This window comes from Mycoplana azooxidifex, from assembly GCF_014196765.1.
Classification (GTDB): domain Bacteria; phylum Pseudomonadota; class Alphaproteobacteria; order Rhizobiales; family Rhizobiaceae; genus Mycoplana; species Mycoplana azooxidifex.
The window spans coordinates 66,152-89,318 of record NZ_JACIEE010000004.1 but is presented as its reverse complement, the minus strand read 5'-3'; the positions used below and the strand labels follow the sequence as shown (position 1 = coordinate 89,318).

The following is a 23,167-nucleotide window of genomic DNA, read 5'->3' as shown; positions in this document are numbered from 1 at the left end:
CATGACAGACGCCTCCTCATCGACCCGTCGCACCGTTCGCGTGGAACTCGGGGATCGTTCCTACGATATCCTGATCGGCCCCGGCCTCATCGCCGCGGCCGGTTCGGAAATCGCTGCCCGGCTGAAGGGGCGCCGCATCGCCGTCGTCACCGACGAACATGTCGGCCCGATCTATCTCGATCCCTTCATGCGCTCGCTCTCTACGAGCGGGATCGAGGCGGTTTCCCTGGTCCTGCCGGCCGGCGAGAAGACGAAAGGCTTCGAGCACCTGATGGCTGTGTGCGACAGCGTCCTCGGCGCCCGAATCGAACGCAACGACGCGGTGGTAGCGCTGGGCGGCGGCGTCATCGGCGACCTGACCGGCTTCGCCGCCGGGGTCGTGCGGCGCGGATCGCGCTTCATCCAGGTGCCGACCTCGCTGCTGGCCCAGGTCGATTCGTCGGTCGGCGGCAAGACCGGCATCAATTCGCGCCACGGCAAGAACCTGATCGGAGTGTTCCACCAGCCCGACCTGGTGCTCGCCGACACCGACGTGCTCGACACGCTGTCGCAGCGCGAATTCCGCGCCGGTTATGCCGAGGTGGCAAAGTACGGCCTGATCGACAAGCCGGACTTCTTCTCCTGGCTGGAGACGAACTGGCGCGAGATCTTCGCCGGCGGTCCCGCCCGCATCGAGGCGATCGCCACAAGTTGCCAGGCCAAGGCCGACGTGGTCGCGGCCGACGAGCGCGAAAACGGCCCGCGCGCGCTGCTCAACCTCGGCCACACCTTCGGCCATGCGCTCGAGGCTGCGACCGGCTACGACAGCAGCCGCCTCGTCCACGGCGAGGGTGTCTCGATCGGCATGGTGCTGGCGCACCAGTTCTCGGCGCGGATGAACCTTGCGAGCCCGGACGCCGCGCGTCGCGTCGAGGCGCATCTGACCGAGGTGGGCCTGCCGGTGTCGATGACGCAGATCCCCGGCGACCTGCCGCCGGCGGAGCGGCTGATGGACGCGATCGCCCAGGACAAGAAGGTGAAGTCGGGCAAGCTGACCTTCATCCTGACGCGCGGGATCGGCCAGTCCTTCGTTGCCGACGACGTGCCGGCATCGGAAGTTCTTTCCTTCCTGAAGGACAAGTATCCGCGATGACACGACGGTACGGCATCCTGCGGCGGCTATTCGGGTGTCTCGGCCTGGCGGCCTCCGGGGAAGCCGTGCCTTCGCCCGGCGCAGGGGAGGTCCGCGCCATTTCGCCGCCGGCCGGTCGCGAAGCTGTATCTCGGGGGATCGACCGCGAGCGCAGCGCTGCCCTGTCCGATCTCGACGAACTCGAAGTCTCCGACGTCATGGTACACCGCACCGCCATGCGCGGCATCAATGCCGACGAGGCGTCGGAGGCGATCGTGCGCGCGGTGCTCGACAGTCCCTATTCGCGCATGCCGCTCTGGCGCGGCTCTACGGACAACATCGTCGGCGTCATCCATCAGGCGGCGATGCTGCGCGCGCTTGTCGAGGCCGGCTCGGAGGCGGGCGCGATCGATATCGCCAAGGTGGCGGGCAAACCCTGGTTCGTTCCCGACACCACCGGGCTGAAGGAGCAACTGAGCGCCTTTTTGCGGCGGGGACGGCACTTTGCCATCGTCGTCGACGAGTATGGCGAGGTGCAGGGGCTCGTGACCATCAGTGACATTCTCGAGGAGATCGCCGGCGACGCCTCCAACGAGCGGGAGTTCGGATTGCAGGGCGTGCGGCAGGAGCCGGATGGCTCGATCGTCGTCGACGGCAGCGTGGCGATCCGCGACCTCAACCGCGCGCTCGACTGGTCGCTGCCGGACGAGGAGGCGACGACCATCGCCGGCCTCGTCATCCACGAATCCAAGCTGATCCCCGAGGAGCGGCAGGCCTTCACCTTCCACGGCAAGCGCTTCATCGTCATGAAGCGGGTCAAGAACCGGATCACCCGGCTTCGCATCCGCCCGGTCGAGGGGACGGCGGGCAGGGGCTGACTACCAGCGGACAGGCTCGCCCGGGGCGGCGGCCTCGATCGCCAGCGCGTGCAGGCCTGCGTCGAACTCCTCCCGGACGAGATCGTTGACCATCCGGTGACGGGCGATGAGGGTCTTGCCGACAAATTGCGCCGAGATGACGCGGATGCGCATGTGGGTCTCGCCGGCGCCGTCGAATCCGGGCTGGTGGCCGGCGTGGAGATGGCTTTCGTTGACCACTTCGAGCCGCTCTGGCGAAAGCGCCTCGGTCAACCTATATTCTATCCGGGATGTTATCGTCATCTGCCCGCCTTGGGACGCCGCCTCGGGACGTTGCGAAACCACGCGGTCTCGCGCGGAAAATGGTCCCACAAAGCCAGCAACAAACCGCTTTGTCAATTCTTGTCGTGCTCCGCCGCGAGCCCCATAATTGGACCCATGAAACTCGATTCAAAATACTTCGACCGGATACGGACGCGCCGGCGCGTGGAGCGTCCGGAACCCGTCGCGCCGACCTGCCAATGGGACGGCTGCGAGCAGGCGGGCGTGCATCGCGCGCCGGTCGGGCGCAATGCCGAAGGCCAGTTCTTCCTATTCTGCTTCGAGCACGTGAAGGAGTACAACAAGGGCTACAACTATTTCTCCGGCCTGTCGGACAGCGAGATCGCGCGCTACCAGAAGGAAGCGATCACCGGGCATCGCCCGACCTGGACGATGGGCGTGAACAAGAGCGGCAAGAGCGGGCCGGTGCATGGCAACGTGCGCTCGGGCACGGCCGGCGCCCAGCATCGCATCCGCGACCCGTTCGGCTTCGTCGCCGAGGGGCGGGCGGGCGGTTCGCGCATGCAGCCGCGGGCGCGCAAGCTGAAGACGCTGGAGGCCAAGGCCTTCGATACGCTGGGGCTGCAGGCGAGCGCCACCGGGGACGATATCAAGGCGGCCTACAAGGCCCTTGTCAAGAAACACCATCCCGACGCAAATGGCGGAGACAGGGGATCGGAAGAGCGTTTTCGGGCGGTCATCCAAGCATATCAATTGTTAAAGCAGGCCGGCTTCTGCTAGAGCAGGTCGGCTGAAACAGGACATAGGGCGGATGCGAGGGCGTCTGCTGCGGAGACAGTATGAGCAAGATGGATCTCGACATTTCCAACCTCCCGGATACCACGGTCTCGGTACGGGAAGTCTTCGGCATCGACACGGATATCCGCGTCCCGGCCTATTCCAAGCCCGACGCCTATGTGCCGGACCTCGATCCGGACTACCTGTTCGATCGCCAGACGACGCTCGCCATCCTCGCCGGCTTCGCTCACAACCGCCGCGTGATGGTTTCCGGCTATCACGGCACCGGCAAGTCCACCCATATCGAGCAGGTCGCAGCCCGGCTCAACTGGCCGTGCGTGCGCGTCAACCTCGACAGCCACGTCAGCCGCATCGATCTCGTTGGCAAGGACGCGATCGTGGTCAAGGACGGCATGCAGGTCACCGAGTTCAAGGACGGCATCCTGCCCTGGGCCTACCAGCACAACGTCGCCCTCGTCTTCGACGAATACGACGCCGGCCGCCCGGACGTGATGTTCGTTATCCAGCGCGTGCTGGAATCGTCCGGCCGCCTGACGCTGCTCGACCAGAGCCGCGTCATTCGCCCGCACCCGGCCTTCCGCCTGTTCGCCACCGCCAACACCGTCGGCCTCGGTGACACGACCGGCCTCTACCACGGCACGCAGCAGATCAACCAGGCGCAGATGGACCGCTGGTCCATCGTGACCACGTTGAACTACCTGCCGCACGACAACGAGGTCGATATCGTCGCTGCGAAGGTGAAGACGCTGGCCGCCAGGAAGGACGGGCGCGAGACGATCTCGCGCATGGTCCGCGTCGCCGACCTGACGCGCGCCGCCTTCGTCAACGGCGACCTTTCGACCGTGATGAGCCCGCGTACGGTCATCACCTGGGGCGAGAACGCGGAGATCTTCGGCGACCTCGCATTCGCCTTCCGCGTCACCTTCCTCAACAAGTGCGACGAGCTGGAGCGGGCGCTGGTGGCCGAACACTACCAGCGCGCCTTCGGGGTCGAACTGAAGGAGAGCGCGGCCAACATCGTGCTGGAGGCCACGGCCTGAAGGCCGGGCAGGTGAAAGATGGCTGCTCGCGGTGACAATTCCAGGCCGAGACCCGGCGCCCCGGTCGATGTCGAACCGTTCCGGCGGGCACTGACCGGCTGCATCCGCTCTGTCGCCGGCGATGCCGAGATCGAGGTGGTGTTCGCCAACGAACGCCCCGGCCTGACGGGCGAGCGCATGCGCCTGCCGGAACTCTCCAAGCGTCCGACGCAGGCGGAGCTTGCCGTCACCCGCGGGCTCGGCGATTCCATGGCGTTGCGTAAGGCCTGCCACGATGCCCGCATCCACGCGACCATGTCGCCGCAGGGCGCCGACGCCCGCGCCGTCTTCGACGCTGTCGAGCAGGCGCGCGTCGAAGCGATCGGTTCCAACCGCATGAGCGGCATGGCCGACAACATCAACTCGATGCTTTCGGAGAAGTATGCCCGCGCCAATTTCGGCGCGATCACGCGCCAGGCGGACGCACCGCTGGAAGAAGCAGTGGCGCTGCTCGTGCGCGAGAAGCTGACCGGGCAGAAGCCGCCGGAGACAGCCGGCAAGGTGCTCGACCTCTGGCGCGGTTTCATCGAGGACAAGGCCAGCGGCGACTTTCCCGATCTCGCCGGCGCCATCAACGACCAGCAGGCCTTCGCCAAGATCGTCCGCCACATGCTCGCTTCCATGAATGTCGCCGAGGACATCGGCGAGGAGGAGAGCGAGCCGGACGACCAGGAAAGCGAGACCGACGAGGACCAGCCGCGCAGCAACGAGGAAGACGAGAGCGAGAGCCAGGAAGAGGCCGGCGACGAGGCCGCACCCGCCGACGAGAACGAGACGGCGCAGGAGCAGATGGAAGACGGCGAGATGGACGGCGCGGAGATTTCCGACGACGAACTCGCCGACGAGGACAACGAGGACAGCGAGACGCCCGGCGAGGTCCGCCGGCCCAGCATCTTCGGGGACTTCAACGAGAAGGTGGACTATTCGGTCTTCACCGAGGAGTTCGACGAGACGATCGCCGCCGAGGAACTTTGCGACGAAGCCGAGCTGGATCGCCTTCGCGCCTTCCTGGACAAGCAGCTCTCGCACCTGCAAGGCGCCGTCGGCCGCCTCGCCAACCGCCTGCAGCGCCGGCTCATGGCCCAGCAGAACCGCTCCTGGGAATTCGACCTGGAGGAGGGCTATCTCGATTCCGCCCGCCTGCAGCGCATCATCATCGATCCGATGCAGCCGCTTTCCTTCAAGCGGGAGAAGGACACGAATTTCCGCGACACGGTCGTCACCCTGCTCATCGACAATTCAGGCTCGATGCGCGGGCGGCCGATCACCGTGGCTGCGACCTGCGCCGACATCCTGGCGCGCACGCTCGAGCGCTGCGGCGTCAAGGTCGAGATCCTGGGCTTTACCACCAAGGCCTGGAAGGGCGGGCAGGCGCGCGAGAAGTGGCTCGCCGGCGGCAAGCCGCAGTCGCCCGGTCGCCTCAACGACCTGCGCCACATCATCTACAAATCGGCCGATGCGCCCTGGCGCCGGGCCCGGCGCAACCTCGGACTGATGATGCGCGAGGGGTTGCTGAAGGAAAACATCGACGGCGAGGCGCTGATCTGGGCGCATAACCGGCTGCTCGGCCGGCCCGAGCAACGCCGTATCCTGATGATGATCTCCGACGGCGCGCCGGTCGACGATTCCACGCTGTCGGTCAATCCCGGCAACTACCTGGAGCGGCACCTGCGCGCGGTCATCGAACAGATCGAGACGCGCTCGCCCGTCGAACTGCTGGCGATCGGCATCGGCCACGACGTCACCCGCTATTATCGCCGCGCGGTGACGATCGTCGATGCCGACGAACTCGCGGGCGCCATGACCGAGCAACTCGCTTCGCTGTTTGCGGACGAGACCACGGGCCGCAAACGGCCGGGCACCCTTCGCCGCGCCGGCTGAGGCATAACCGAAACAGGCCGCGCCGCGGGCGATCGCCGGGCATGGAGAGCTGATGACGCGACTGTCCGTCCTGTTTGCCGCAGCGCTTGCCGCGACCGTCGTTGCGGCACCCGGTTCGGCGACCAGCGTGGCGCTCGAGATCGACAGCCGGACGATCTCGCATTTCGGCGTCGGCTCCACCGCGCGTGCCTTCGGCAAGCTCGAGTTTGTCGGCGGGATCCTGTATTCCTCGCCGAACGCGCTCGTCGGCGCCATGTCATCGATCCGGTTCCGTCCCGACCACAAGCACTTCGTCGCCGTCCTCGACACCGGCCACTGGATGACGGGGGCCATAGAGCGCGACGGGGAGGGAGCGCTTTCCGGGCTTGCGAACGTGAAGATCAGTTCGATGCTGAACGCCAGCGGCGAGAACGAAAACATCAAGTATCTCATGGACGCCGAGGGGCTGGCGCTTTCCCCGGGGGCGGCGATCGTCGCTTACGAGCAGAACCATCGCGTCGACGTCTATCCTGATCCCGGCTTTACGACCTCCGGCCCCAAGGGGAGCTACGCCATTCCCTATCCGCGCCGGGAGATCCGCATCAATCGTGGCTTCGAGACGATCGCGGTGGCGCCGAAGGACGGGCCGCTTGCGGGCGCGCCGGTCATCGTTGCCGAGCGCAGCCTCGATGCGCAGGGCAACATGATGGCGGCGATCCTCGACGGGCCGCTGAAGGGCACGTTCTCCGTCGTCCGCAACGATCCGTACGACGCGACCGACGGCGGCTTCCTGCCGAACGGCGACCTGCTGCTGCTCGAGCGGCGTTTCCGGTTGTCGGACGGGGTCGGCATGCGTATCCGGCGCATCAAGGCCGAAGACATCCGTCCGGGTGCGGTCGTCGACGGCGAGGTCCTGATGGATGCCGACATGAGCCACCAGATCGACAACATGGAAGGCCTGGACATCTTGCAACTGCCGGACGGGGACATCCGCATCATCATCGTCTCCGACGACAACCACTCGATCCTGCAGCGCAACCTGATGCTGGAATTCCGCCTGACCGGGGGCCTCTGACAGAGAAAGGCCGCCTGCGGTTCCCCACAAGCGGCCAGTCGATCCCCGCGTCAGCTATTGTTCTTCGCCGCCGAAGCGGCCTTCCCGGATACCGTCACAGGGACGGCCCGGCGGGGGAAACGCATAAGACGTTCCGATTCAGGCGGTGGCCTTCTCGACGCCCGGCATGGGCTTGAGCGTGCTCATCAGCGCGCCATAGGGAAGCAGCATCACCAGTCCCATCAGCATCTTCACGCCGAAATCGGTGATGGCCCAGGAAATCCAGCGCTGGGCCTCGGCGGCAAGGAGACCGAGGATGGGGGCGCTCTCGATGGCGAATGCGTCGTTCGGACCGAAGACCGAGAAGACGGGCGAAAACGCGATCGAGAAGAAGATGACCGTATCCAGCGCCGAGCCGATCAGCGAGCCGAGCAGCGGCGCCTGCCACCAGCTCTGGCGGCGCAGCCTGTTGAAGACCGAGATGTCGAGTAACTGGCCGAGCAGGAAGGCGGAGCCGGAGGCGATCGCAATCCGCGGCGAGGCGACGGCGAAGGAGAAGAGGACGGCAACGGCGAAGCCGGCGATCACCACCTTGCGCGCGACCTTCGGCCCGAACTGGCGGTTGGTCAGGTCGGTGACGAGGAAGGCGACGGGATAGCTGAAGGCGCCGAAGGTCAGGATGTCGCCGAGACTGACGCCGAACAGCGTTCCGGGCAGCGGATACTGTACCAGGATATTGGAGGCGACGACGACGAGCGTCATCAGGAGGACATAGGTGAGGGTAATGCGGTTCGCCTGCATTTTTTTATCCTGGGTGATGCCACCAGTTGGAGTTACAGCGATGTCTGCAATGCAGAGAGGCCTGCCCGAATGATCGGTCAGGCCAATGCGTGTCTCGAAAAGACGCGCCCGATGATCAGGCGGCGGCCTTCTTGGCGATCTGGCGACGCAGCAGGCGAGCGCGCATGGACAGCTCGTTCTCGTCGGCCTTCAGCAGGAAGGCGTCGAGGCCGCCGCGATGCTCGACCGAGCGGAGCGCTGCTGCGGAAACGCGCAGGCGGAAGCGCTGGCCGAGGCTATCGGAGATCAGCGTGACGTTGCACAGGTTCGGCAGGAACTTGCGCTTGGTCTTGTTGTTGGCGTGGCTGACATTGTTGCCAGACTGGACGCCCTTGCCGGTCAATTCGCAACTACGGGACATGGATGCACCTATTCTTCTTTGGTTTCGGACAATACGATTCCGGCGCCGTGTCCGGCCGCAGTCCGTCTGGCCTTATTGGAAAAGTTGCGGTTCTATAGTCATCCGCGGTGGTGGCGTCAAGCCAAACCTTGGCCCATTGCCGGAAAACAGTTGCAAACCGCAGTGGTTTGAGACCAATAGCCGGGCCGGATCCTCTCGTTCCCGAGGCACCGCGAAGGGGCGGCGGCGCAGAATTGCCGCAATGGGATCTATAGTCGATCGGACGAAGGAGCGTTTGGAAGATGGGCTGGAGGACATGGGTCGCAGCGGTGGTGTTGCCGGTGCTGGCCGCGGGCGCGGCATCCGCGCAGGAAGTCAGTCACGTCACTGACTACAGCATAAGGCTCGCCGGCTTTCCCGTCGCGACCGCAAGCTTCCGCTCGGCGTTCGACGGCCGCCGCTACAGCATTTCCGGACGGATGGACTCCGCCGGTCTCGCCGATATCCTGGCCAATACGCACGGCACGACATCGGTCACCGGGGTCCTCTCGGATGGCAGGCTGCGGGCCTCGAAGTACTCCATGTCCTATCGCAGCGGCAAGCGTGCCCGGGCGATCGACGTGACGTTTCGCAACGGCAATGTCTCCAGCGCCTCGATCCGCCCCGAGCGGCGGCGCTCGCCGGAGAACTGGGTGCCCGTCCGGGAGAGGGACATGCGCGCGGTGATCGATCCGATCTCGGGCCTGATCATCCCCGACGGCGGCAATGTCTGCTCCAAGACGCTGCCGATCTTCGACGGCGAGTCACGCATGGACATCAAGCTCGTCGACAAGGGTTCGCGGCCGTTCTCCACCCGCGGCTTCGAGGGCGAGGTGAAGGTCTGCGGCGTGCGCTTCGTGCCGCGTTCGGGCTATCGCAAGGGCCGCCGCGACGTCGAATACCTGCGCCAGCTGACGACGATGGAAATCTGGTTTGCCAAGGCCGACGCGGTCGCGGTATATGCCCCCGTCTATGCCCGGATCCCGACCAAACTCGGCCCGGTCACGGTATCGGCCACCCGTTTCGGCGGCTGAGCCGCAACGGCGCGATGCGGGGGCAGTGACTGTGAAGTTGAAGGCGACATTCATCGGCTTTTCGGCGATCCTGATGTGGTCGCTGCTGGCGCTGTTCACCACGGCCTCGGGCCAGATGCCGCCGTTCCAGCTTTCGGCGATCTGCTTTCTGATCGGCAGCCTTCCGGGAATTTGCGTGCTGATCGCCCGGCCGGAGCGGCTGAAGCTCCTGCGCCAGCCTGCCAAGGTCTGGATCGTCGGCATCGCCGGCCTGTTCGGCTACCACTTCCTCTATTTCACGGCGCTGCGCAACGCGCCGGCGGTCGAGGCCGGCCTGATCGCCTATCTCTGGCCGCTGCTGATCGTCGTCGGCTCGGCGATGCTGCCGGGCGAGCGGCTGCGCTGGTACCACATTGCAGGCGCGCTGGCGGGCCTGGCCGGGACGGCGCTGATCGTCGCGCGAAATGGCCTGTCGTTCGACGGCGCCCATACGCTCGGCTACGGCGCTGCCTTTCTCTGCGCGTTCGCCTGGGCGGGCTACTCGCTGCTGACGCGCCGGTTCGACGCCGTCTCCACCGATGTCGTGACCGGCTTCTGCCTTGCGACCGCGCTCCTGTCGCTCGTGTGCCATCTGGCCCTGGAGACGACCGTCTGGCCCGCGACCGGCTTCGAGTGGTTCGCCGTTCTCGGCCTCGGCCTGCTTCCCGTCGGCGCCGCCTTCTATGCCTGGGACTTCGGCGTCAAGAACGGCGACATCCAGATCCTCGGTGCGGCGAGCTATGCCGCGCCGCTGCTTTCCACGCTCAACCTGGTGCTGACGGGATTTGCGGAACCGTCCTGGCGCATCGCGCTCGCCTGCGTCCTCGTCACCGGTGGCGCGGTGCTGGCGGCCAAGGACATGATCCTGCGACGCAAGCCGAAGCGGTCGGCGGAAGGGGCTGCGGCCTAGAGCCCCGGCCGCCAGTCCGGCGGCGCCATCTCGAAGGCCTCGAAGGAAAAGCCGGGTGCCACGGTGCAGCCGACCAGGGACCAGTCGCCGACCGGTTCGGCGCATTGCCACCAGCCGGCGGGAACCAGCACCTGCGGCCGCTCGCCGTTTTCAAGGTCGGTTCCAAGGACTTGGGTGGTGATCACCTGTCCGTCGCCGGAAATCTGGAGCTTCAGGGGATCGCCGGCATAATGGTGCCAGATCTCGACGGCGTCGCTGACCCTATGCCAGTGCGAGCGTTCGCCCTTCTCCAGAAGATAGTAGATCGCCGTCGAATGGCCGCGGGCACCGCCCTCGGTGTCGCGGAAAGTCTCGACATACCAACCGCCCTCGGGATGGCGCTGCATGCCGAGGGCGGCGATGATTTTCTTCGGCGTCATCAGAAGCGATCCTTGCGGCCGCGGATCTCGGCGAAGACCTCCGTATCGGTCGCATCCGCCATGCCGAGCACCCTGCGAATGCCGGGGTCGGCGGGGCGCAGGAACGGGTTCGTCTGCTTTTCGAGGCCGATCGTGGTCGGTGCGGTGAAGCGTCCGGCCGCGCGCATGCGCTCGATCTCGCCGGCGCGCGCCTTCAGCGCCGCATTGTCGGGATCGACCGTGAGCGCGAAGCGGGCATTGGAGAGGGTGTACTCGTGGCCGAAATAGACGGTGGTTTCCTTGGGCAATGCCGCAAGCTTCGACAGGGACTGCCACATCTGCGCCGGCGTTCCCTCGAAGAGGCGGCCGCAGCCGAGTGCAAACAGCGTGTCTGCGGCAAAGAGCAACCCGTCGTCGGGCAGGTAGTAGCAGACATGGCCGGCGGTGTGGCCCGGCGTCCAGATGACCTCGATGGGGTGGCCGGCGAGATCGAAGCGGTCGCCGTCGTCCACCGCGCGGTCGATGCCGGGGATCCTGTCGCGTTCGCGCGCCGGCCCGACGATCTCGACGCCGAACCTGGCCTTGAGGGCCTGATTCGCCTCCACGTGATCGGTGTGGTGGTGCGTGGTGAGGATATGCGTCAGCGCCCACCCGCGGCGGGCAAGGGCGTCGAGGATGGGCTTTTCCTCCGGCGCATCGATGCTGACGGTCGCGCCGGTTGCCGGATCGTGGAGCAGCACCCCGAAATTGTCGCTCCGGCATCCGAAGAGTTCGATGTCGAATGATGTCATGGCACGATCCTTCCGGCGCGGAGAACGGGTATGTGCGATCGAATCTAGCGGCTCGGGCCTTGAAGTCCATCGCCCGGTCGCTAACATCTCGCCGATGCACGCAGATATTGTCGATCTTCGCGAATTTTACCACTCACCTCTCGGCCATCTCGCAGAGCACTCGATCACGATGGCGTTGGCGTCGATCTGGGCCCGCCTTCCCGAGGAGCGCCTCGTCGGGCTCGGCTATGCCGTGCCCTATCTCGACCGGTTCCGGGAGGATACGGAGCGCACCTTCGCCTTCATGCCGGCGGGACAGGGTGCTGTGAACTGGCCGCTCGGAGAGGCGTCGGCGACGGCGCTCGTCTTCGACGAGGAACTGCCGCTGCCCGATTCGTCGATAGACCGGGTCCTGATGGTGCATTCGCTGGAGTTCGCTGAGAACCCGCGCGAGACGATGAAGGAGCTCTGGCGCGTGCTCGCGCCCGGCGGCCGCCTGATCATCGTCGTGCCGAACCGGCGCGGCGTCTGGGCGCGCATGGAGCACACGCCCTTCGGTTCAGGCAGGCCCTATTCGCGCAGCCAGTTGACCCATCTGTTGCGCGAGACCAATTTCACCCCCGGCGCGAGCGCGGAGGCGCTGCTGTTCCCGCCGTCGAAGCATCGCGCCGTCCACAAGCTGCGCAGCGCCTTCGAACGGCTCGGCCGAAGGCTCTGGCCGATGTTTTCCGGCGTGCTCGTGGTCGAGGCGCAGAAGCGGCTCTATCAGGGCCTGCCGGTGGCCGCCCGCGCATCGCGGCGCGTCTTCGTTCCCGTCCTGGCGCCTTCGGGCGTCCCCTCGACCCGGACGACGCTGAAGCTCCGGCCCCTCGACAATCCGACGCAGCGCCGGTAATGGCTGGCGCGACCATCCCCGTCCATCGCGGGAGGGCATCTGATCTGACACAAAGGGCGGCAGGCATGTCGGTTCAACAGTTTGACAGGATCGCGCTGATCGGCATCGGCCTCATCGGCTCCTCCATTGCTCGCGCGGTGAAGGAGCAGGGGCTGGCTGGCTCGGTCGTCATCTCCAGCCGCAGCGGGGACACACTGCGCCGGGCAAGAGAGCTGGAACTGGGGACCGACTACCATCTCGACGCGGCCGAGGCGGTGCGCGACGCCGATCTCGTCATCGTCTCCGTTCCGGTCGGCGCTTCCGGCAGCGTTGCCCAGCAGATCGCGCCCAACCTCAAGCCCGGTGCGATCCTCACCGATGTCGGCTCCACCAAGGCGTCCGTCGTGGCGCAGATGCTGCCGCATGTGCCCAAGGGCGTCCACTTCATCCCCGGCCATCCGCTCGCAGGCACCGAACATTCCGGACCCGACGCAGGCTTCGCCGACCTTTTCCGCGGGCGCTGGTGCATCCTCACGCCCGTGCACGGCACCGACAAGGCCGCGAAGAAGAAGCTCTCGACGTTCTGGGAAACGCTGGGCTCGAAAGTGGACGAGATGGACACCGAGCACCACGACAAGGTGCTGGCGATCGTCTCGCACCTGCCGCACATCATCGCCTACAACATCGTCGGCACGGCAGACGACCTCGAGACGGTGACGGAATCGGAAGTCATCAAGTTTTCGGCGTCCGGCTTTCGCGACTTCACCCGTCTTGCCGCCTCCGACCCGACCATGTGGCGTGACGTCTGCCTGCACAACAAGGACGCCATTCTCGAAATGCTGTCGCGTTTCTCCGAGGATCTCGCCTATCTGCAGCGGGCGATCCGCTGGGGCGACGGGGAGAAGCTGTTCGACCTCTTCACCCGCACCAGGGCGATCCGGCGCTCGATCATCGACGCCGGCCAGGACACGGAGGCTGCGAACTTCGGCCGGCCCGTGGCGCCGCCGGACAAGCCGTCCTGACCAGCGTCAGAGGGGCGGGATGGCTGCGATCGGTATGAAGCCGAGATAGACGACGCCGTCGTCGACCTTGAGTCTCACGCTCGCATCGTCGCTACCGCCCGACAGGGCGCGGATCGTCTCCGTGACGCTGTCGGCGGTATCGGCAACCTCGGGGTACGCCCTCTTGACGAGGTCGCGCGCGGTATCAATGCCGTTCACCTTCAGCTCGAAGCGGCCGGAGAGCAGGCCCTGGTCGTCGATCTCGTAGCGTCCGGAAAGCGTTGCGGTATTGCCGCCGCCGAAATCGAGGCCGAAACGGCGCAGTTCCCCCTTCGTGCCCCGGGGGGCATCCTCCGGCGGTCCGCTCGCAAGCCAGCCGGCGGCGCCTTCGATCGACAGGTCCAGCGTCGCGTCGAGGCTCGGAACCGCGGTGTCGGCCACCTTCAGGTCGAGCCCGTGCAGAGACAGGGCGGCGTCCAGCGCATCGCCGTTCTCGCGCGTATGGACCTCGCCGTGACGCACCGTGAAGGTCAGGCCCGTGCGGCCCATTCCCGGCGTGAAGGTGCCCCTGAGTGCGTCATAGGCGACCGAGACGCGCTCCAGACCCACCGTCCCAGCCACCACGCTCGCATGAAGCAGGTCCCAGTCGGCAACCAGCGACATCTCGGGTGCAACGCGGATCTGCGCGGGGCCGTCGAGTTCCAGGATCGCGTGGCCGGGTCGGTAGACCTGGGCAGCCGAGCGCAGGGCGCCGAAGCTTGCGGACGTGCCCGTGCGGCTGTCGTCGAGGCCGAGGGAATCGCAGAACACACCGATGCGGAAGGGATAGCCCCTCACGTCCAGTCCGGTGCAGGCCACGGCGACGGAGGCGTCGGAGAGCTGCCCGCGGACGATGGCCTTCAGCCTGTCGGCGCCGTAGAACCAGGCGGCGGTGTAGAGGGCGACGACGACCGCTACACCGATGCCGAGAAGCCAAAATCTGCGGGCGCTGCCGGATGTCGCCGCGCCGTTCGTCGAAGTCATGCGGTTCTCCATTCTCCGTTCTGGCGGAAGGACCAGGAGTTGTCTAGATTGTGCCCTCGCTGGCAAGAAGCCGGCAATTGCGGCGGCATTCAGGTAGTTACGGGCAGGCGCGGTGGACAGCAACGAATTCTGGGTCTTCGGTTACGGCTCCCTGATGTGGAATCCGGGGTTCGAGGTGGAGGAGAGCCGGCCCGCCCGCCTGCACGGCTTCCGCCGCTCGCTGTGCGTGCGCTCCTGGGTTCATCGCGGCACGCCCGACCATCCGGGCCTCGTGCTCGGACTGGACCGGGGCGGCTCATGCCGGGGCATGGCCTTCCGCGTGTCGCCGGAGCGATGGGGAGCGGTGGTCGACTATCTGCGCGAGCGCGAGCTGGTCACCCACGTCTACAAGGAACGCACCCTGCCTGTCACCCTCGGCGACGGGCTGCGCAAGCCGGCTCTCGCCTATGTGATCGACCGCGCCCATCATCAGTATGCCGGCGCATTGTCCGTCGAGGAGGCGGCGATCGCCGTCAGCACGGCGGAGGGAAAATCCGGGCCGAACACCGAATATGTGACCAATACGCTGGCTCACCTGCGGGAGATGGGCATTCGCGACCATTGGCTGGAAGACGTCGGGCGTTCCGTCGAACGGCTCGTCAACGGCGGCTGACGTCAGAACACCGCTGTGCACTCTTGTGCGACCGGCTTCAGACGCCGCGCGTGCGCAATTCGGCTACGCGCTGCGCTGCGGTGGGGGGAAGCGGCAGGTGCGGATTGGCATCGACCGTTTCCAGGAGGAGCCTGTCGCTTGCCGTCTCCATCACGTCGATCAGGTGAGCGAGGAAGGCGTCGGGGTCCATGCCGGCGGGGATCGGCGGCAGGATGCGGACCTTGAAATGGCCGGGATAGCGCAGGAACTTGCGCCGCGGCCAGAACAGGCCGGGATGCATGACGACCGGAAGCACCGGCACCTGCAGGTCGCGGTAGAGCCTTGCGATCCCGTACTTGTACTCGGGCGGCGCGCCGGGGGGGCGGCGCGTGCCTTCCGGATAGATGATCAACTGGCGGCCGCTCTTCATTTCGGCCTTGGCCCGTTCCATCACCGCCGCCATGACTCGGCCACGCGCGCCCCGATCGACGGGGACCATGCGCTGCTTGAGGATGTACCAGCCGAACAAGGGGATCCAGGTGAGCTCGCGCTTGAGGATGTAGAATGGATCGTCCTGCCAGGGCAGCAGCGCGTAGGCGTCCCAGAAGGACTGGTGCTTCGGCGCGAAGATGTAGCCCTGCCCCTTGGGGATGTTCTCCAGCCCTTCGATCTCGAAGGTCGCGCCGACGATCTTGTCGAACAGCCAGTGGTTGCTGCGGGCCCAGTTCTTGGCAACGCCGTAGGCCTTCTTGCGCGGCAGCAGGAAATAGACCGGCGTCATGACGACCATCTGAAGGATCAGATTGATGTAGAAGGCCAGGTTGAACAGGATGGAACGCACGACGATCATCAGGCGGAAGCTCTCCTCGGAAGGTAAGCCTGCCTACACGATAATTCCGGCGCCGGAAACCGGGTCGGAGAGGGAAGCGCTCAGTTCTCCGGAAGCAAGGCTGCGTGGGACGGTTCGTCGCGCCGCAAGCCGGTCGCCGTCCGCGCACCGACAAAGTCGCGAACGAACGCGACGGAGTATTTGACGTATTCCGACAGCATCGCCTTCATCACCTGAGGCTCGCCGAGCCAGCTGCCGTTCCTGAGGTCGGAATTGATGACGGGGTAGGACAGGAACTCGGTTTGCCTGTCGCTGCGCCTCAGTTCCAGCAGGCTGCGCGGCATGTGGTAATTGTTGGTCACCACCAGGACCCGGCGGTAGCCGTGGTCGCTGATCCAACGCGCCGCCTCGTTGGCATTGCCGATCGTATCCATCGCGTCGTAGCCGATGTCGACGCAGCATTCGAACAGCGAGGACGAGGACTGGGTGAACTTGCGGATCTGGCTGCCGGAAGTGGTCGGGTTGGCGCCGGAGATCAGCAGGCGCTTGCCCGCGCCTTCCTGCAGGAGGCCGATCGCCTGGTCGATGCGCTGGAACCCGCCGGTCAGCACGACGATCGCGTCGGCACGGGGATGGCGCGGCGCCTCGAGCGAGGCGACGGTATCGGCGAAATAGAGGAAGCCGCCGACCATCACGCCGGAAACGATCAGGAGCAGGAAGAGAAACAGCCGTACGAAGCGACGAATCGGACGGATCCGCCAGCGTCTCGCTGGAGGGGTGCCATCCTTCGTGATCAGGTTCCTCGACTCGTCCATTGCGACCATGATTCTTCTTCATATCGTGCGATTGCGGCAAGGACGAGTCCGCTGCGGCACAATGGCGCGCCGGCAGCGGCTCATGTCTCCGGCAATCCATCCGTTCTTGCCGGATCGGAGCGGATCCGGTCGATCTCGAAGATCGTGCGCATGACCGTGAATCGGGCCGTCAGGGTCGTCAGCAGCGCAATCACGATCATGGTCGCGGCAATGCCGAGATAGCCGCCGGCGCCGACCGAGAAGGTGCCGAACAGCGCGGTCGCCTGATCGCTCTGCGGCGTTGCGAGCGAGCGCCCCTGCCAGTAACCGGCAATCGCGAAGACAAGGGCGGCCAGGGTGCCGCCGGCAAACGAGCCCTTCAGGCTGATCTTGAGGAAATGCTTCTGGAATTCGGTGGCGACGAAGCCTGCCTCGGCGCCGACGAAGTGCAGCACCTCGATGATGTGGCGATTGCCGGAGAGCGCGCCGCGCGTAGCGAAGACGACGGTCAGAACCATGGCGGAGAAAACCAGGATCAGGACGCCGGTGCCGATCAAGGCCGTGGTCTCTGCCATGGCAACGAGCCGGTTCACCCAGGTGCGATGGTCGTCGAGGAAGGCCTGCGGGATCTTCTCGGCGAGCGCCTGCCGCATGGCTGCGAAGTCCGGCGGATTGCGCTCGTCGATCGTGACCACCACCAGGCGCGGCACCGGCAGTTCGTCGAGGTCAAGGCCCTCGCCGAGCCAGGGCTCCAGCAGCCGCGCGGTCGCCTCCCGGTCGATGATCTGCCCATCGCGCGTCCCGGCGAAAGTCAGCGCCAGGTCGCGGGCATCGTTCAGGGCCGCTTCCATGTCCAAGTTGTCGTCGGGTTTGATCTGGATCGTGAGTTCGCGCGAAATCTCGCTCTGCCAGCTCGCCGCCGTGGCCCGCACCATGCTGACGGCACCGAAGGTCAGGCAGGCGAGAAAGGCCATGATGGCGATGACGCACATCAGCGCATTGCCGGAGACGTTGGAGGGCGGGACGATCGGGGCGGTCGGCCGGACACGCATCTCCGGGCGTTTCTGCTGGCCGCGCTCCTGCGGTTCTGCGTGCTCATTCATAGATGTCGAGCCGCCCTTGCGAGAGAATCATGCGGCGCGCGTCGACCTGGTCCATCAGGGAAAGGTCGTGCGTGGCAATGACGACGGCCGTGCCGAGGCGGTTCAGTTCGAGGAACAGGCTCAAAAGCCGCCGCGCCATCGGCGGATCGACGTTGCCGGTGGGCTCGTCGGCCAGAAGGAGCTCGGGACGGTCAATCAGCGCGCGTGCGATGGCCGCGCGCTGCTTTTCCCCGCCGGAAAGCACGGGCGGCAGGACGTTGATGCGTTCGCCGAGGCCCACCCATTTCAGCAGATCGATCACGTCGGCGCGATAGGAAAGCTCGTCCTTGCCGCGCACCCGCAGCGGCAGCGCCACGTTCTCATAGGTCGTCAGGTGCTCCAGAAGGCGGAAGTCCTGGAAGACGATGCCGATCCGGCGGCGCAGCATCGGCAGTTCTTCGCGGGGGATGGTGGCGATGTTGCGGTCGAAGGTGCGGATGAGCCCCCTGGTCGGCTGCAGCGAGAGGAAGAGCAGCCGCAGCAGCGTCGACTTGCCGGCGCCGGACGGGCCGGTGAGGAACTGGAAGGAACGGCGCGGAATGTCGAAGGTCAGGTCGCGGAGCACTTCCGGACCCATCCCGTACCGCAGGCCGACATTCTCGAAGTGTATCAAAGGGGCAATCCGGTTCTCGTCTATGCGCGTGCCGCGTACCTTCTCTGGCAGGCTCGCCGATGGCACGAAATCAAGGCCCATCCAAGGCCGGTTTCCGAAGCATTAACCAGTATGGTTTACGTTTCGTAAGGATTCGGATCAATGCCCGACTTTTCACGGGTGGTTCGTCGCTGGACGAAAACGGCAAGGAGCACCGCCATGAGCGCATTCGGCGCACGGCGCGACAAAGGCGCCCCGATCGACCTGCTGCCGCCGGAACCCGGCAAACGCAAGCGCGAGGCCGCCCGGCGGCCTTCACCGGCTATCGTCGATGCGGACTTCGTGGTGCTGCCCGGCGGGCCGGCCGAAATGCGGCGGGCTGCGAGAAACGACAACCAGGCCCGCGCCGCCGGCGACCATACCGCCATCGCATTGGCGGCTGGCCGGCTCGTCCTAGCCGGTTTCATGGCATCGGTGCGGCTGATCGAGCGCGGCCTGCAGGTGCTGCCGGCGCGCGCCTTCGGCACGATCGTCGCCGGCGGTGTCGCCGGCGCCTTCTTCTTCACAGGCGGGCTTTCGGCGCTCGCGACCGTTTTTTCTGGTGGTGGCGCGGAGGCGGGGCTGAAGGTTGCCGGCGTGGCGTCCTCGCTGGACGATCGCAACGGCATGAAGGTGCTCTCGGTCTACGGCGCGGTCGAGAACCGGTCGCTCCAGGCCCATCCGCTGCCGGCCATCATCATCGACGTCATCGTGGGCGGCAGGACCGTGGCGCGCCACCGCATCGAAACGTCCTCAGCACGCATGGCGCCGGGGACGACGCGCCCGTTTTCGCTGAAGATTCCGCACAAGGGCACCAGCCTGCCGAAAGTCGCGGTTTCGCTTGTGCCCGAGGATGCGCTCCGGCAATGATTGTGCTATGCGGCGGGCAGAAGCGGCAGTTGCCGCCAGTTACAACGGCCGGAGCCAGGTCCAGATGCAAGTCGTGCGTGGAAAGAAGATCGAAACCCTCTACACCCCGGAGCAGATCGCCCAGCGCAATGCGGAGATGGCCGAGCAGATCAAGGTGGGGCCGACCAAGGACCTTCTGGTCATCTCCATCCTCAAGGGCTCCTTCATCTTCGCGGCCGACCTGATCCGCGCCATGCATGCGACCGGACTCGCGCCCGAGGTGGAGTTCATCACGCTTTCGAGCTACGGCAAGGGCACGACCTCGCAGGGCGTGAAGATCGTCAAGGACATCGACAGCGACGTGCACGGACGCGACATCCTCCTGATCGACGACATCCTCGAATCCGGCCGTACGCTGAAATTCGCCAAGGAACTGCTTCTGGAGCGCGGCGCCGATCGCGTCACCATCGCCGTGCTGCTCGACAAGCGCGTCAAGCGCGAGACCGATCTCGAAGCCGACTATGTGGGCTTCGAATGCCCCGATCACTTCGTCGTGGGCTACGGCATGGACGTCGCCTATGCGTTCCGGGAACTGCCCTTCGTCGGCGTGGTCACTGGCGACGCCGAGTAACATCAACCCAGGACGGCACAGCGCCCCCACGCTTTCTCCGCTCGCCGTTTACCGATCGCAAACGAAACTCTGGTCTTTTCTGGGCCGGGTGGCGGCATCGGCCGCGCGCCTTGCGCATTTTCGGACAGGGTCGGATGGACGGCCCGAAGGGGACACCATGGCGAGAATTCTGATCACCGAAGACGAGGATTCGCTGCGCATCTTCGTGGCGCGGGCGCTGCGGCTCGACGGCCACGAGACGGTGGAGGCCGCCGATGGCGCCCAGGGGCTCGACACCCTTTCCGAGGGCGGTTTCGACCTCCTCCTGTCCGACATCCGCATGCCGGTGATGGACGGCATCGAACTCGCCCACAAGGCCGCGCAGGCCCATCCACAGCTCAAGATCCTGCTGATGACGGGCTATGCGGAGCAGCGCGAGCGAGCGGAAGACCTCGCCGGCAAGATCGTCGACGTCGTGGCAAAGCCCTTCAGCCTGCCGGATATCCGCACGGCGGTGGCACGCGCGCTGGCAGCCTGAAGCATATCGCGATCTTTCTGATTCGCTCCTCGCAAAACCGCTGCGCCATTTGCGCGACATGCCGTAGCGAGCGCATGCGCCTTTCGAATGGCCGGAAAAATTGCAGCCCCGGATGGGTATCCGGTGCTCACTCGATCCCCAGCAGCCGCTCCAGATAGTTGCGCTCGATCGACTGCGTGTTGCCGATGCCGAGACGGCGGCGGATTTCGTCCAGGATCTCGCGGGCGCGCTGGATGTCGATCTCCTCGGGAACGCGCGTGCGGCCATCGTAGTCCGGCCCCTCGGCATTGTTCGGACGCTCGCGGCCGAGCGGATCGCGGCCGTTGCGGCCCATCTGCGGCTGGCCCTGGCCCTCGCCGCCCTGCTGGCCCATCGCCTGCATCTGGCTCATCATGTCCTGGGCGCCCTGGCGCAATGCCTCCAGCGCCCGGCCCTGGCTGCCGACGGCGGCCTCGCCTTCGCCCTCGCCCAGTGCATCGGATGCGCCCTCCATCTCGCGGCCGGCTTCACCGAAGCCCTTGCCGGGCTCGATGCCCATCTCCTGCAGGCTCTTCTGCAACTGTCCGAGCTGTTCGCCGAGGGCTTCCTGCTGCGCCTTGAGGTCCTTCAGCGCCTGGCGCAGCTGCTCCTCGGTCATCTGGTCGTTGGGCGACTGGCCCTGCTGCCGCTGTTGTTCGCCCTGGCCCTGATCGCCGGGCTGCTGTTCGAACATTTCGTCGCCCGGCATCGGATCGCCACGCTGCATGCGGTCGCGCAACGCCTGGTCGAAGTTGAAGGTCTGGTCCATCAACTTCTGCTGCTCCTGCATCAGCCTGCCGAGCTTGTCCATCTGCTGGCGCATGGCATCGGATTGCTGGCCCTGCTGCTGTTGCTGCGGCCTGCCTGCCTGGAGGTTGTTCATCATCCGCTGCAGTTCCGACAGCATCTGCTGGGCCTGGTCCCTGGCGCCGGAGCGGGCCAGATTCTCGATCTGGTCCATCATCCGCTCGAGGTCCTGCTGGCGCAGCATCTGGCCCTGTTGCGCGTTCTGCTGCATCTGGCCGTTCTTCTGGGCCTGGCGCGCCAGTTCCTGCATGTAGGCCTGCATGGCCTCCCGCAGTTCCTGCATCAGCTTGGCGATCTCTTCGTCGGGGGCATTGCGTTCCAGCGCTTCGGACAGCGCCTGCTGGGCCTCGCGCAGGCGCCGGTCGGCCAGCGACAGGTTGCCGTCCTCGATGCCCAGTGCGATCTCCCAGAGATAGTCGGCCGTCTCGCGCAACTGGTCCTCGTCACGGGCGAGCTTCATGCGCTCCTGCGCCGAATTGATCAGAAGGAAGTGCGTCGGGTTGGGGATCGTCTCCTCCGGCCGCAGCATCAGGGCCTCGTTGAGCGTCACAGCGCGCGACAGCTGGTTGACATCCAGCGCGAACGTCTGGCGCTCTTCGGCGACCGCGCCGGCAAGGGGCTCGAAGAAGACCTTTGCCGGCAGCACCATTTCCTGCGGCTGGCTGCGGCCCTCCTGGCCGGCGGCGTCGCGGGCGACCAAGGTGATGCGCACGCGCTTTCCGGCCATCGGGTGTTCGCTGAGGTTGCGGCTGGTGGTGCCCTTGGCTTCGCGGGCGTTACGGCGCGGCAGGTCGAGCTTGTACTCCGGTGCCGGATAGAGCGGGCGGGCGTCCGGCGCGGGCTCTTCGACGGGGACGATTTCCGCATGGGCCTGCTGAATGCCGTAGTCGTCCTGGGCGATGAAGCTGATCTCGAGCGCGGAAGCCACCGTCTTGCGGGGCAGCCCGTCGAAGGCGATCTCGGGCACGTGATCGGGGATGATGTCGAAAGCCCATTCCTGGCCGGCGAGCGAGAGCGTGCCGTTCTTGACGATCTGATAGCGCATCGTCTGCGGGCCGCCTGCCGGTGTCGGCGCGGGCGGTTCAGGGGGCGCGTCGGCCTTCGGCAGGGCGTCGGCGGCGGATTGCTGATCCGGCTCTTCCGTCTTCGGCTTCTCCGGGCGGATCGCCGCCGCCGCTTCGCCGGTCGGCGTGTAGGTGACGCCGTCGGTCACCTCGCCGCCGGTGACGCGCACCGTCAGTTCGCTGAACTGTGGCACGCGCAGCGGCCCCTGCAAGGGCTCGGTGGTTCCGGTCAAAAACATCGGTGCGCGGCCCGTATGCGGGGGCGGGGTGACCCACGCGTCTATGCGCACGTCGGGCCGGTCCTCTGCCGGCTGCTGGAAGGTGACGACGTCGGAGAGCAGGCCGGCGCGGTTCGAATAGGAGAAGGCAAAGGCAACGGCAACGAGCAGCACGGGGATGGCGCGCAGGCCGTTGCGGTCGTGGCGGGCGATGTCGGGGCGGGGAACGCCGGCCTGCAGCGCGCCGATGGTGCGGGCCATTCGCGCGCGGTGTTCGCGCCACAGCGCCTCGGCTACCGGCCCGCCGCCGGCCGGCCTGTCGGCCTGGACCTGGATCGCCTGGTGGACGAGGCCGTTGCGCTCCTCCAGCATCCGGTCGGCCTGGTCGACCTTCGGCCAGATGGCATGCCGCAGCCGGAAGGCGAGCGTCACGAAGCCTGCGGCAAAGGCTGCCAGCGTTGCGACGTGCAGCCAGGCGGACACGTGGCGGAAATAGCCGAACCAGGTGAGGGCGAGGAAGCCTGCCACGAGCAGCGCCAGCGGCAGGAGCTTCGGCAGCAGGCTCTCGGCGTACAGGACGATACGCGCCACCGCGCGCTTGCGGCTCAAGCGGGCGGCAAGGCGGTCGCCTGGGGGATTGCCCGGGGAATTGCCGGAGGCCTGGGGCGCGTCTTCGTGCATCGTCCTCGCTTCGCGTCGTGCTATCTCGCCTCGGCCGCTGCGGCCGTCGATCTCAGGCGGAGGATAA

General features: G+C 66.2%; 24 protein-coding genes and 1 pseudogene. 14 read left to right on the top strand and 11 right to left on the bottom strand.

The features are described 5' to 3' along the window. The first annotated feature begins 1 nt into the window (after position 1). Positions 2-1,132: a 3-dehydroquinate synthase gene (gene aroB / locus GGQ64_RS09740; RefSeq protein WP_183802886.1), complete on the top strand. Its 1,131-nt coding sequence runs from the start codon at positions 2-4 to the stop codon at positions 1,130-1,132. Between the two features lie 167 nt (positions 1,133-1,299). Further along, positions 1,300-1,989: pseudogene (locus GGQ64_RS09735) on the top strand (transporter associated domain-containing protein); the annotation flags it as partial. Here the strand turns inward: GGQ64_RS09735 and GGQ64_RS09730 are convergent. Then, positions 1,990-2,271: a BolA family protein gene (locus tag GGQ64_RS09730; RefSeq protein WP_183802875.1), complete on the bottom strand. Its 282-nt coding sequence runs from the start codon at positions 2,269-2,271 to the stop codon at positions 1,990-1,992. A gap of 135 nt (positions 2,272-2,406) precedes the next feature. On the opposite strand from GGQ64_RS09730, the gene GGQ64_RS09725 reads away from it, so the two are divergent. Genes GGQ64_RS09725 through GGQ64_RS09710 form a run of 4 tightly spaced genes read left to right on the top strand, consistent with a single transcriptional unit; the run spans position 2,407 to position 7,062 of the window. Beyond that, complete coding sequence (locus GGQ64_RS09725) at positions 2,407-3,030, top strand: J domain-containing protein (RefSeq protein ID WP_183802873.1); 624 nt, start codon at positions 2,407-2,409, stop codon at positions 3,028-3,030. Between the two features lie 59 nt (positions 3,031-3,089). Beyond that, positions 3,090-4,088 carry a cobaltochelatase subunit CobS gene (gene cobS / locus GGQ64_RS09720; RefSeq protein ID WP_183802869.1) on the top strand — a complete coding sequence of 333 codons (999 nt, stop codon included), beginning with the start codon at positions 3,090-3,092 and terminating at the stop codon, positions 4,086-4,088. 18 nt (positions 4,089-4,106) lie between these two features. Beyond that, positions 4,107-6,008, top strand: a complete 1,902-nt coding sequence (gene cobT / locus GGQ64_RS09715) for a cobaltochelatase subunit CobT (protein ID WP_183802866.1) — start codon at positions 4,107-4,109, stop codon at positions 6,006-6,008. A 52-nt stretch (positions 6,009-6,060) separates the two neighbouring features. Continuing rightward, the gene (locus GGQ64_RS09710) at positions 6,061-7,062 is read left to right on the top strand and encodes an esterase-like activity of phytase family protein (RefSeq protein WP_183802863.1); all 1,002 of its coding nucleotides are present in this window, start codon (positions 6,061-6,063) and stop codon (positions 7,060-7,062) included. A 138-nt stretch (positions 7,063-7,200) separates the two neighbouring features. Here the strand turns inward: GGQ64_RS09710 and GGQ64_RS09705 are convergent, their stop codons facing one another. Next, entirely contained in the window at positions 7,201-7,842 is a 642-nt protein-coding gene (locus GGQ64_RS09705) for a VUT family protein (protein ID WP_183802858.1), read from the bottom strand. 115 nt (positions 7,843-7,957) lie between these two features. Then, entirely contained in the window at positions 7,958-8,242 is a 285-nt protein-coding gene (gene rpmB, locus GGQ64_RS09700; RefSeq protein ID WP_183802855.1) for a 50S ribosomal protein L28, read from the bottom strand. Positions 8,243-8,523: 281 nt separating this feature from the next. Between rpmB and GGQ64_RS09695 the strand changes: the two genes are divergently transcribed. Beyond that, positions 8,524-9,294 carry a DUF3108 domain-containing protein gene (locus tag GGQ64_RS09695; protein WP_183802852.1) on the top strand — a complete coding sequence of 257 codons (771 nt, stop codon included), beginning with the start codon at positions 8,524-8,526 and terminating at the stop codon, positions 9,292-9,294. 31 nt (positions 9,295-9,325) lie between these two features. After that, entirely contained in the window at positions 9,326-10,222 is an 897-nt protein-coding gene (gene yddG / locus GGQ64_RS09690) for an aromatic amino acid exporter YddG (RefSeq protein WP_183804222.1), read from the top strand. Here the strand turns inward: yddG and GGQ64_RS09685 are convergent. Together GGQ64_RS09685 and gloB are read right to left on the bottom strand one after the other, a co-directional pair. Continuing rightward, positions 10,219-10,641, bottom strand: coding sequence for a cupin domain-containing protein (locus tag GGQ64_RS09685; RefSeq protein ID WP_183802849.1), 423 nt, complete (start codon positions 10,639-10,641; stop codon positions 10,219-10,221). The two genes, yddG and GGQ64_RS09685, sit on opposite strands and share 4 nt — an antisense overlap. Further along, positions 10,641-11,411 (bottom strand): hydroxyacylglutathione hydrolase, encoded by a 771-nt coding sequence (gene gloB / locus GGQ64_RS09680; RefSeq protein WP_183802846.1) that lies wholly within the window; start codon positions 11,409-11,411, stop codon positions 10,641-10,643. The genes GGQ64_RS09685 and gloB overlap by 1 nt, the downstream gene beginning before the upstream one ends. Positions 11,412-11,505: 94 nt before the next feature. Between gloB and GGQ64_RS09675 the strand changes: the two genes are divergently transcribed. Beyond that, positions 11,506-12,285 (top strand): class I SAM-dependent methyltransferase, encoded by a 780-nt coding sequence (locus tag GGQ64_RS09675; RefSeq protein ID WP_183802843.1) that lies wholly within the window; start codon positions 11,506-11,508, stop codon positions 12,283-12,285. A 65-nt stretch (positions 12,286-12,350) separates the two neighbouring features. Continuing rightward, positions 12,351-13,286 carry a prephenate/arogenate dehydrogenase family protein gene (locus GGQ64_RS09670; RefSeq protein WP_183802840.1) on the top strand — a complete coding sequence of 312 codons (936 nt, stop codon included), beginning with the start codon at positions 12,351-12,353 and terminating at the stop codon, positions 13,284-13,286. 6 nt (positions 13,287-13,292) lie between these two features. Here GGQ64_RS09670 and GGQ64_RS09665 read toward each other — a convergent pair whose 3' ends face one another. Then, the gene (locus tag GGQ64_RS09665) at positions 13,293-14,288 is read right to left on the bottom strand and encodes a DUF2125 domain-containing protein (protein WP_183802838.1); all 996 of its coding nucleotides are present in this window, start codon (positions 14,286-14,288) and stop codon (positions 13,293-13,295) included. A gap of 112 nt (positions 14,289-14,400) precedes the next feature. Between GGQ64_RS09665 and GGQ64_RS09660 the strand changes: the two genes are divergently transcribed. Further along, positions 14,401-14,940, top strand: a complete 540-nt coding sequence (locus tag GGQ64_RS09660; protein ID WP_343059452.1) for a gamma-glutamylcyclotransferase — start codon at positions 14,401-14,403, stop codon at positions 14,938-14,940. 37 nt (positions 14,941-14,977) lie between these two features. On the opposite strand, the gene GGQ64_RS09655 is transcribed toward GGQ64_RS09660, so the two are convergent. From GGQ64_RS09655 to ftsE, 4 genes are all read right to left on the bottom strand, one after another. Next, positions 14,978-15,769 carry a lysophospholipid acyltransferase family protein gene (locus tag GGQ64_RS09655; protein WP_183802835.1) on the bottom strand — a complete coding sequence of 264 codons (792 nt, stop codon included), beginning with the start codon at positions 15,767-15,769 and terminating at the stop codon, positions 14,978-14,980. Positions 15,770-15,849: 80 nt separating this feature from the next. After that, on the bottom strand, positions 15,850-16,563 hold the full coding sequence (locus GGQ64_RS09650) for a YdcF family protein (RefSeq protein WP_183804216.1): 714 nt from the start codon (positions 16,561-16,563) through the stop codon (positions 15,850-15,852). An 80-nt stretch (positions 16,564-16,643) separates the two neighbouring features. Beyond that, the gene (locus GGQ64_RS09645) at positions 16,644-17,645 is read right to left on the bottom strand and encodes a cell division protein FtsX (protein WP_183802832.1); all 1,002 of its coding nucleotides are present in this window, start codon (positions 17,643-17,645) and stop codon (positions 16,644-16,646) included. Then, the gene (gene ftsE, locus GGQ64_RS09640; protein WP_425488502.1) at positions 17,638-18,378 is read right to left on the bottom strand and encodes a cell division ATP-binding protein FtsE; all 741 of its coding nucleotides are present in this window, start codon (positions 18,376-18,378) and stop codon (positions 17,638-17,640) included. Before ftsE ends, GGQ64_RS09645 begins: the two co-directional genes overlap by 8 nt. A 117-nt stretch (positions 18,379-18,495) precedes the next feature. Here ftsE and GGQ64_RS09635 point away from each other — a divergent pair, with 117 nt between their 5' ends. The 3 genes from GGQ64_RS09635 to GGQ64_RS09625 all read left to right on the top strand — a co-directional run bounded on the left by GGQ64_RS09635 (position 18,496) and on the right by GGQ64_RS09625 (position 20,312). Continuing rightward, positions 18,496-19,185 carry a hypothetical protein gene (locus GGQ64_RS09635; RefSeq protein ID WP_183802828.1) on the top strand — a complete coding sequence of 230 codons (690 nt, stop codon included), beginning with the start codon at positions 18,496-18,498 and terminating at the stop codon, positions 19,183-19,185. A gap of 64 nt (positions 19,186-19,249) precedes the next feature. Continuing rightward, positions 19,250-19,795 (top strand): hypoxanthine phosphoribosyltransferase, encoded by a 546-nt coding sequence (gene hpt, locus GGQ64_RS09630; protein WP_183802825.1) that lies wholly within the window; start codon positions 19,250-19,252, stop codon positions 19,793-19,795. A 157-nt stretch (positions 19,796-19,952) separates the two neighbouring features. Further along, positions 19,953-20,312 carry a response regulator gene (locus tag GGQ64_RS09625; RefSeq protein ID WP_183802823.1) on the top strand — a complete coding sequence of 120 codons (360 nt, stop codon included), beginning with the start codon at positions 19,953-19,955 and terminating at the stop codon, positions 20,310-20,312. 127 nt (positions 20,313-20,439) lie between these two features. Here the strand turns inward: GGQ64_RS09625 and GGQ64_RS09620 are convergent, their stop codons facing one another. Beyond that, the gene (locus tag GGQ64_RS09620) at positions 20,440-23,100 is read right to left on the bottom strand and encodes a TIGR02302 family protein (RefSeq protein ID WP_183802820.1); all 2,661 of its coding nucleotides are present in this window, start codon (positions 23,098-23,100) and stop codon (positions 20,440-20,442) included. Positions 23,101-23,167 lie beyond the last annotated feature (67 nt).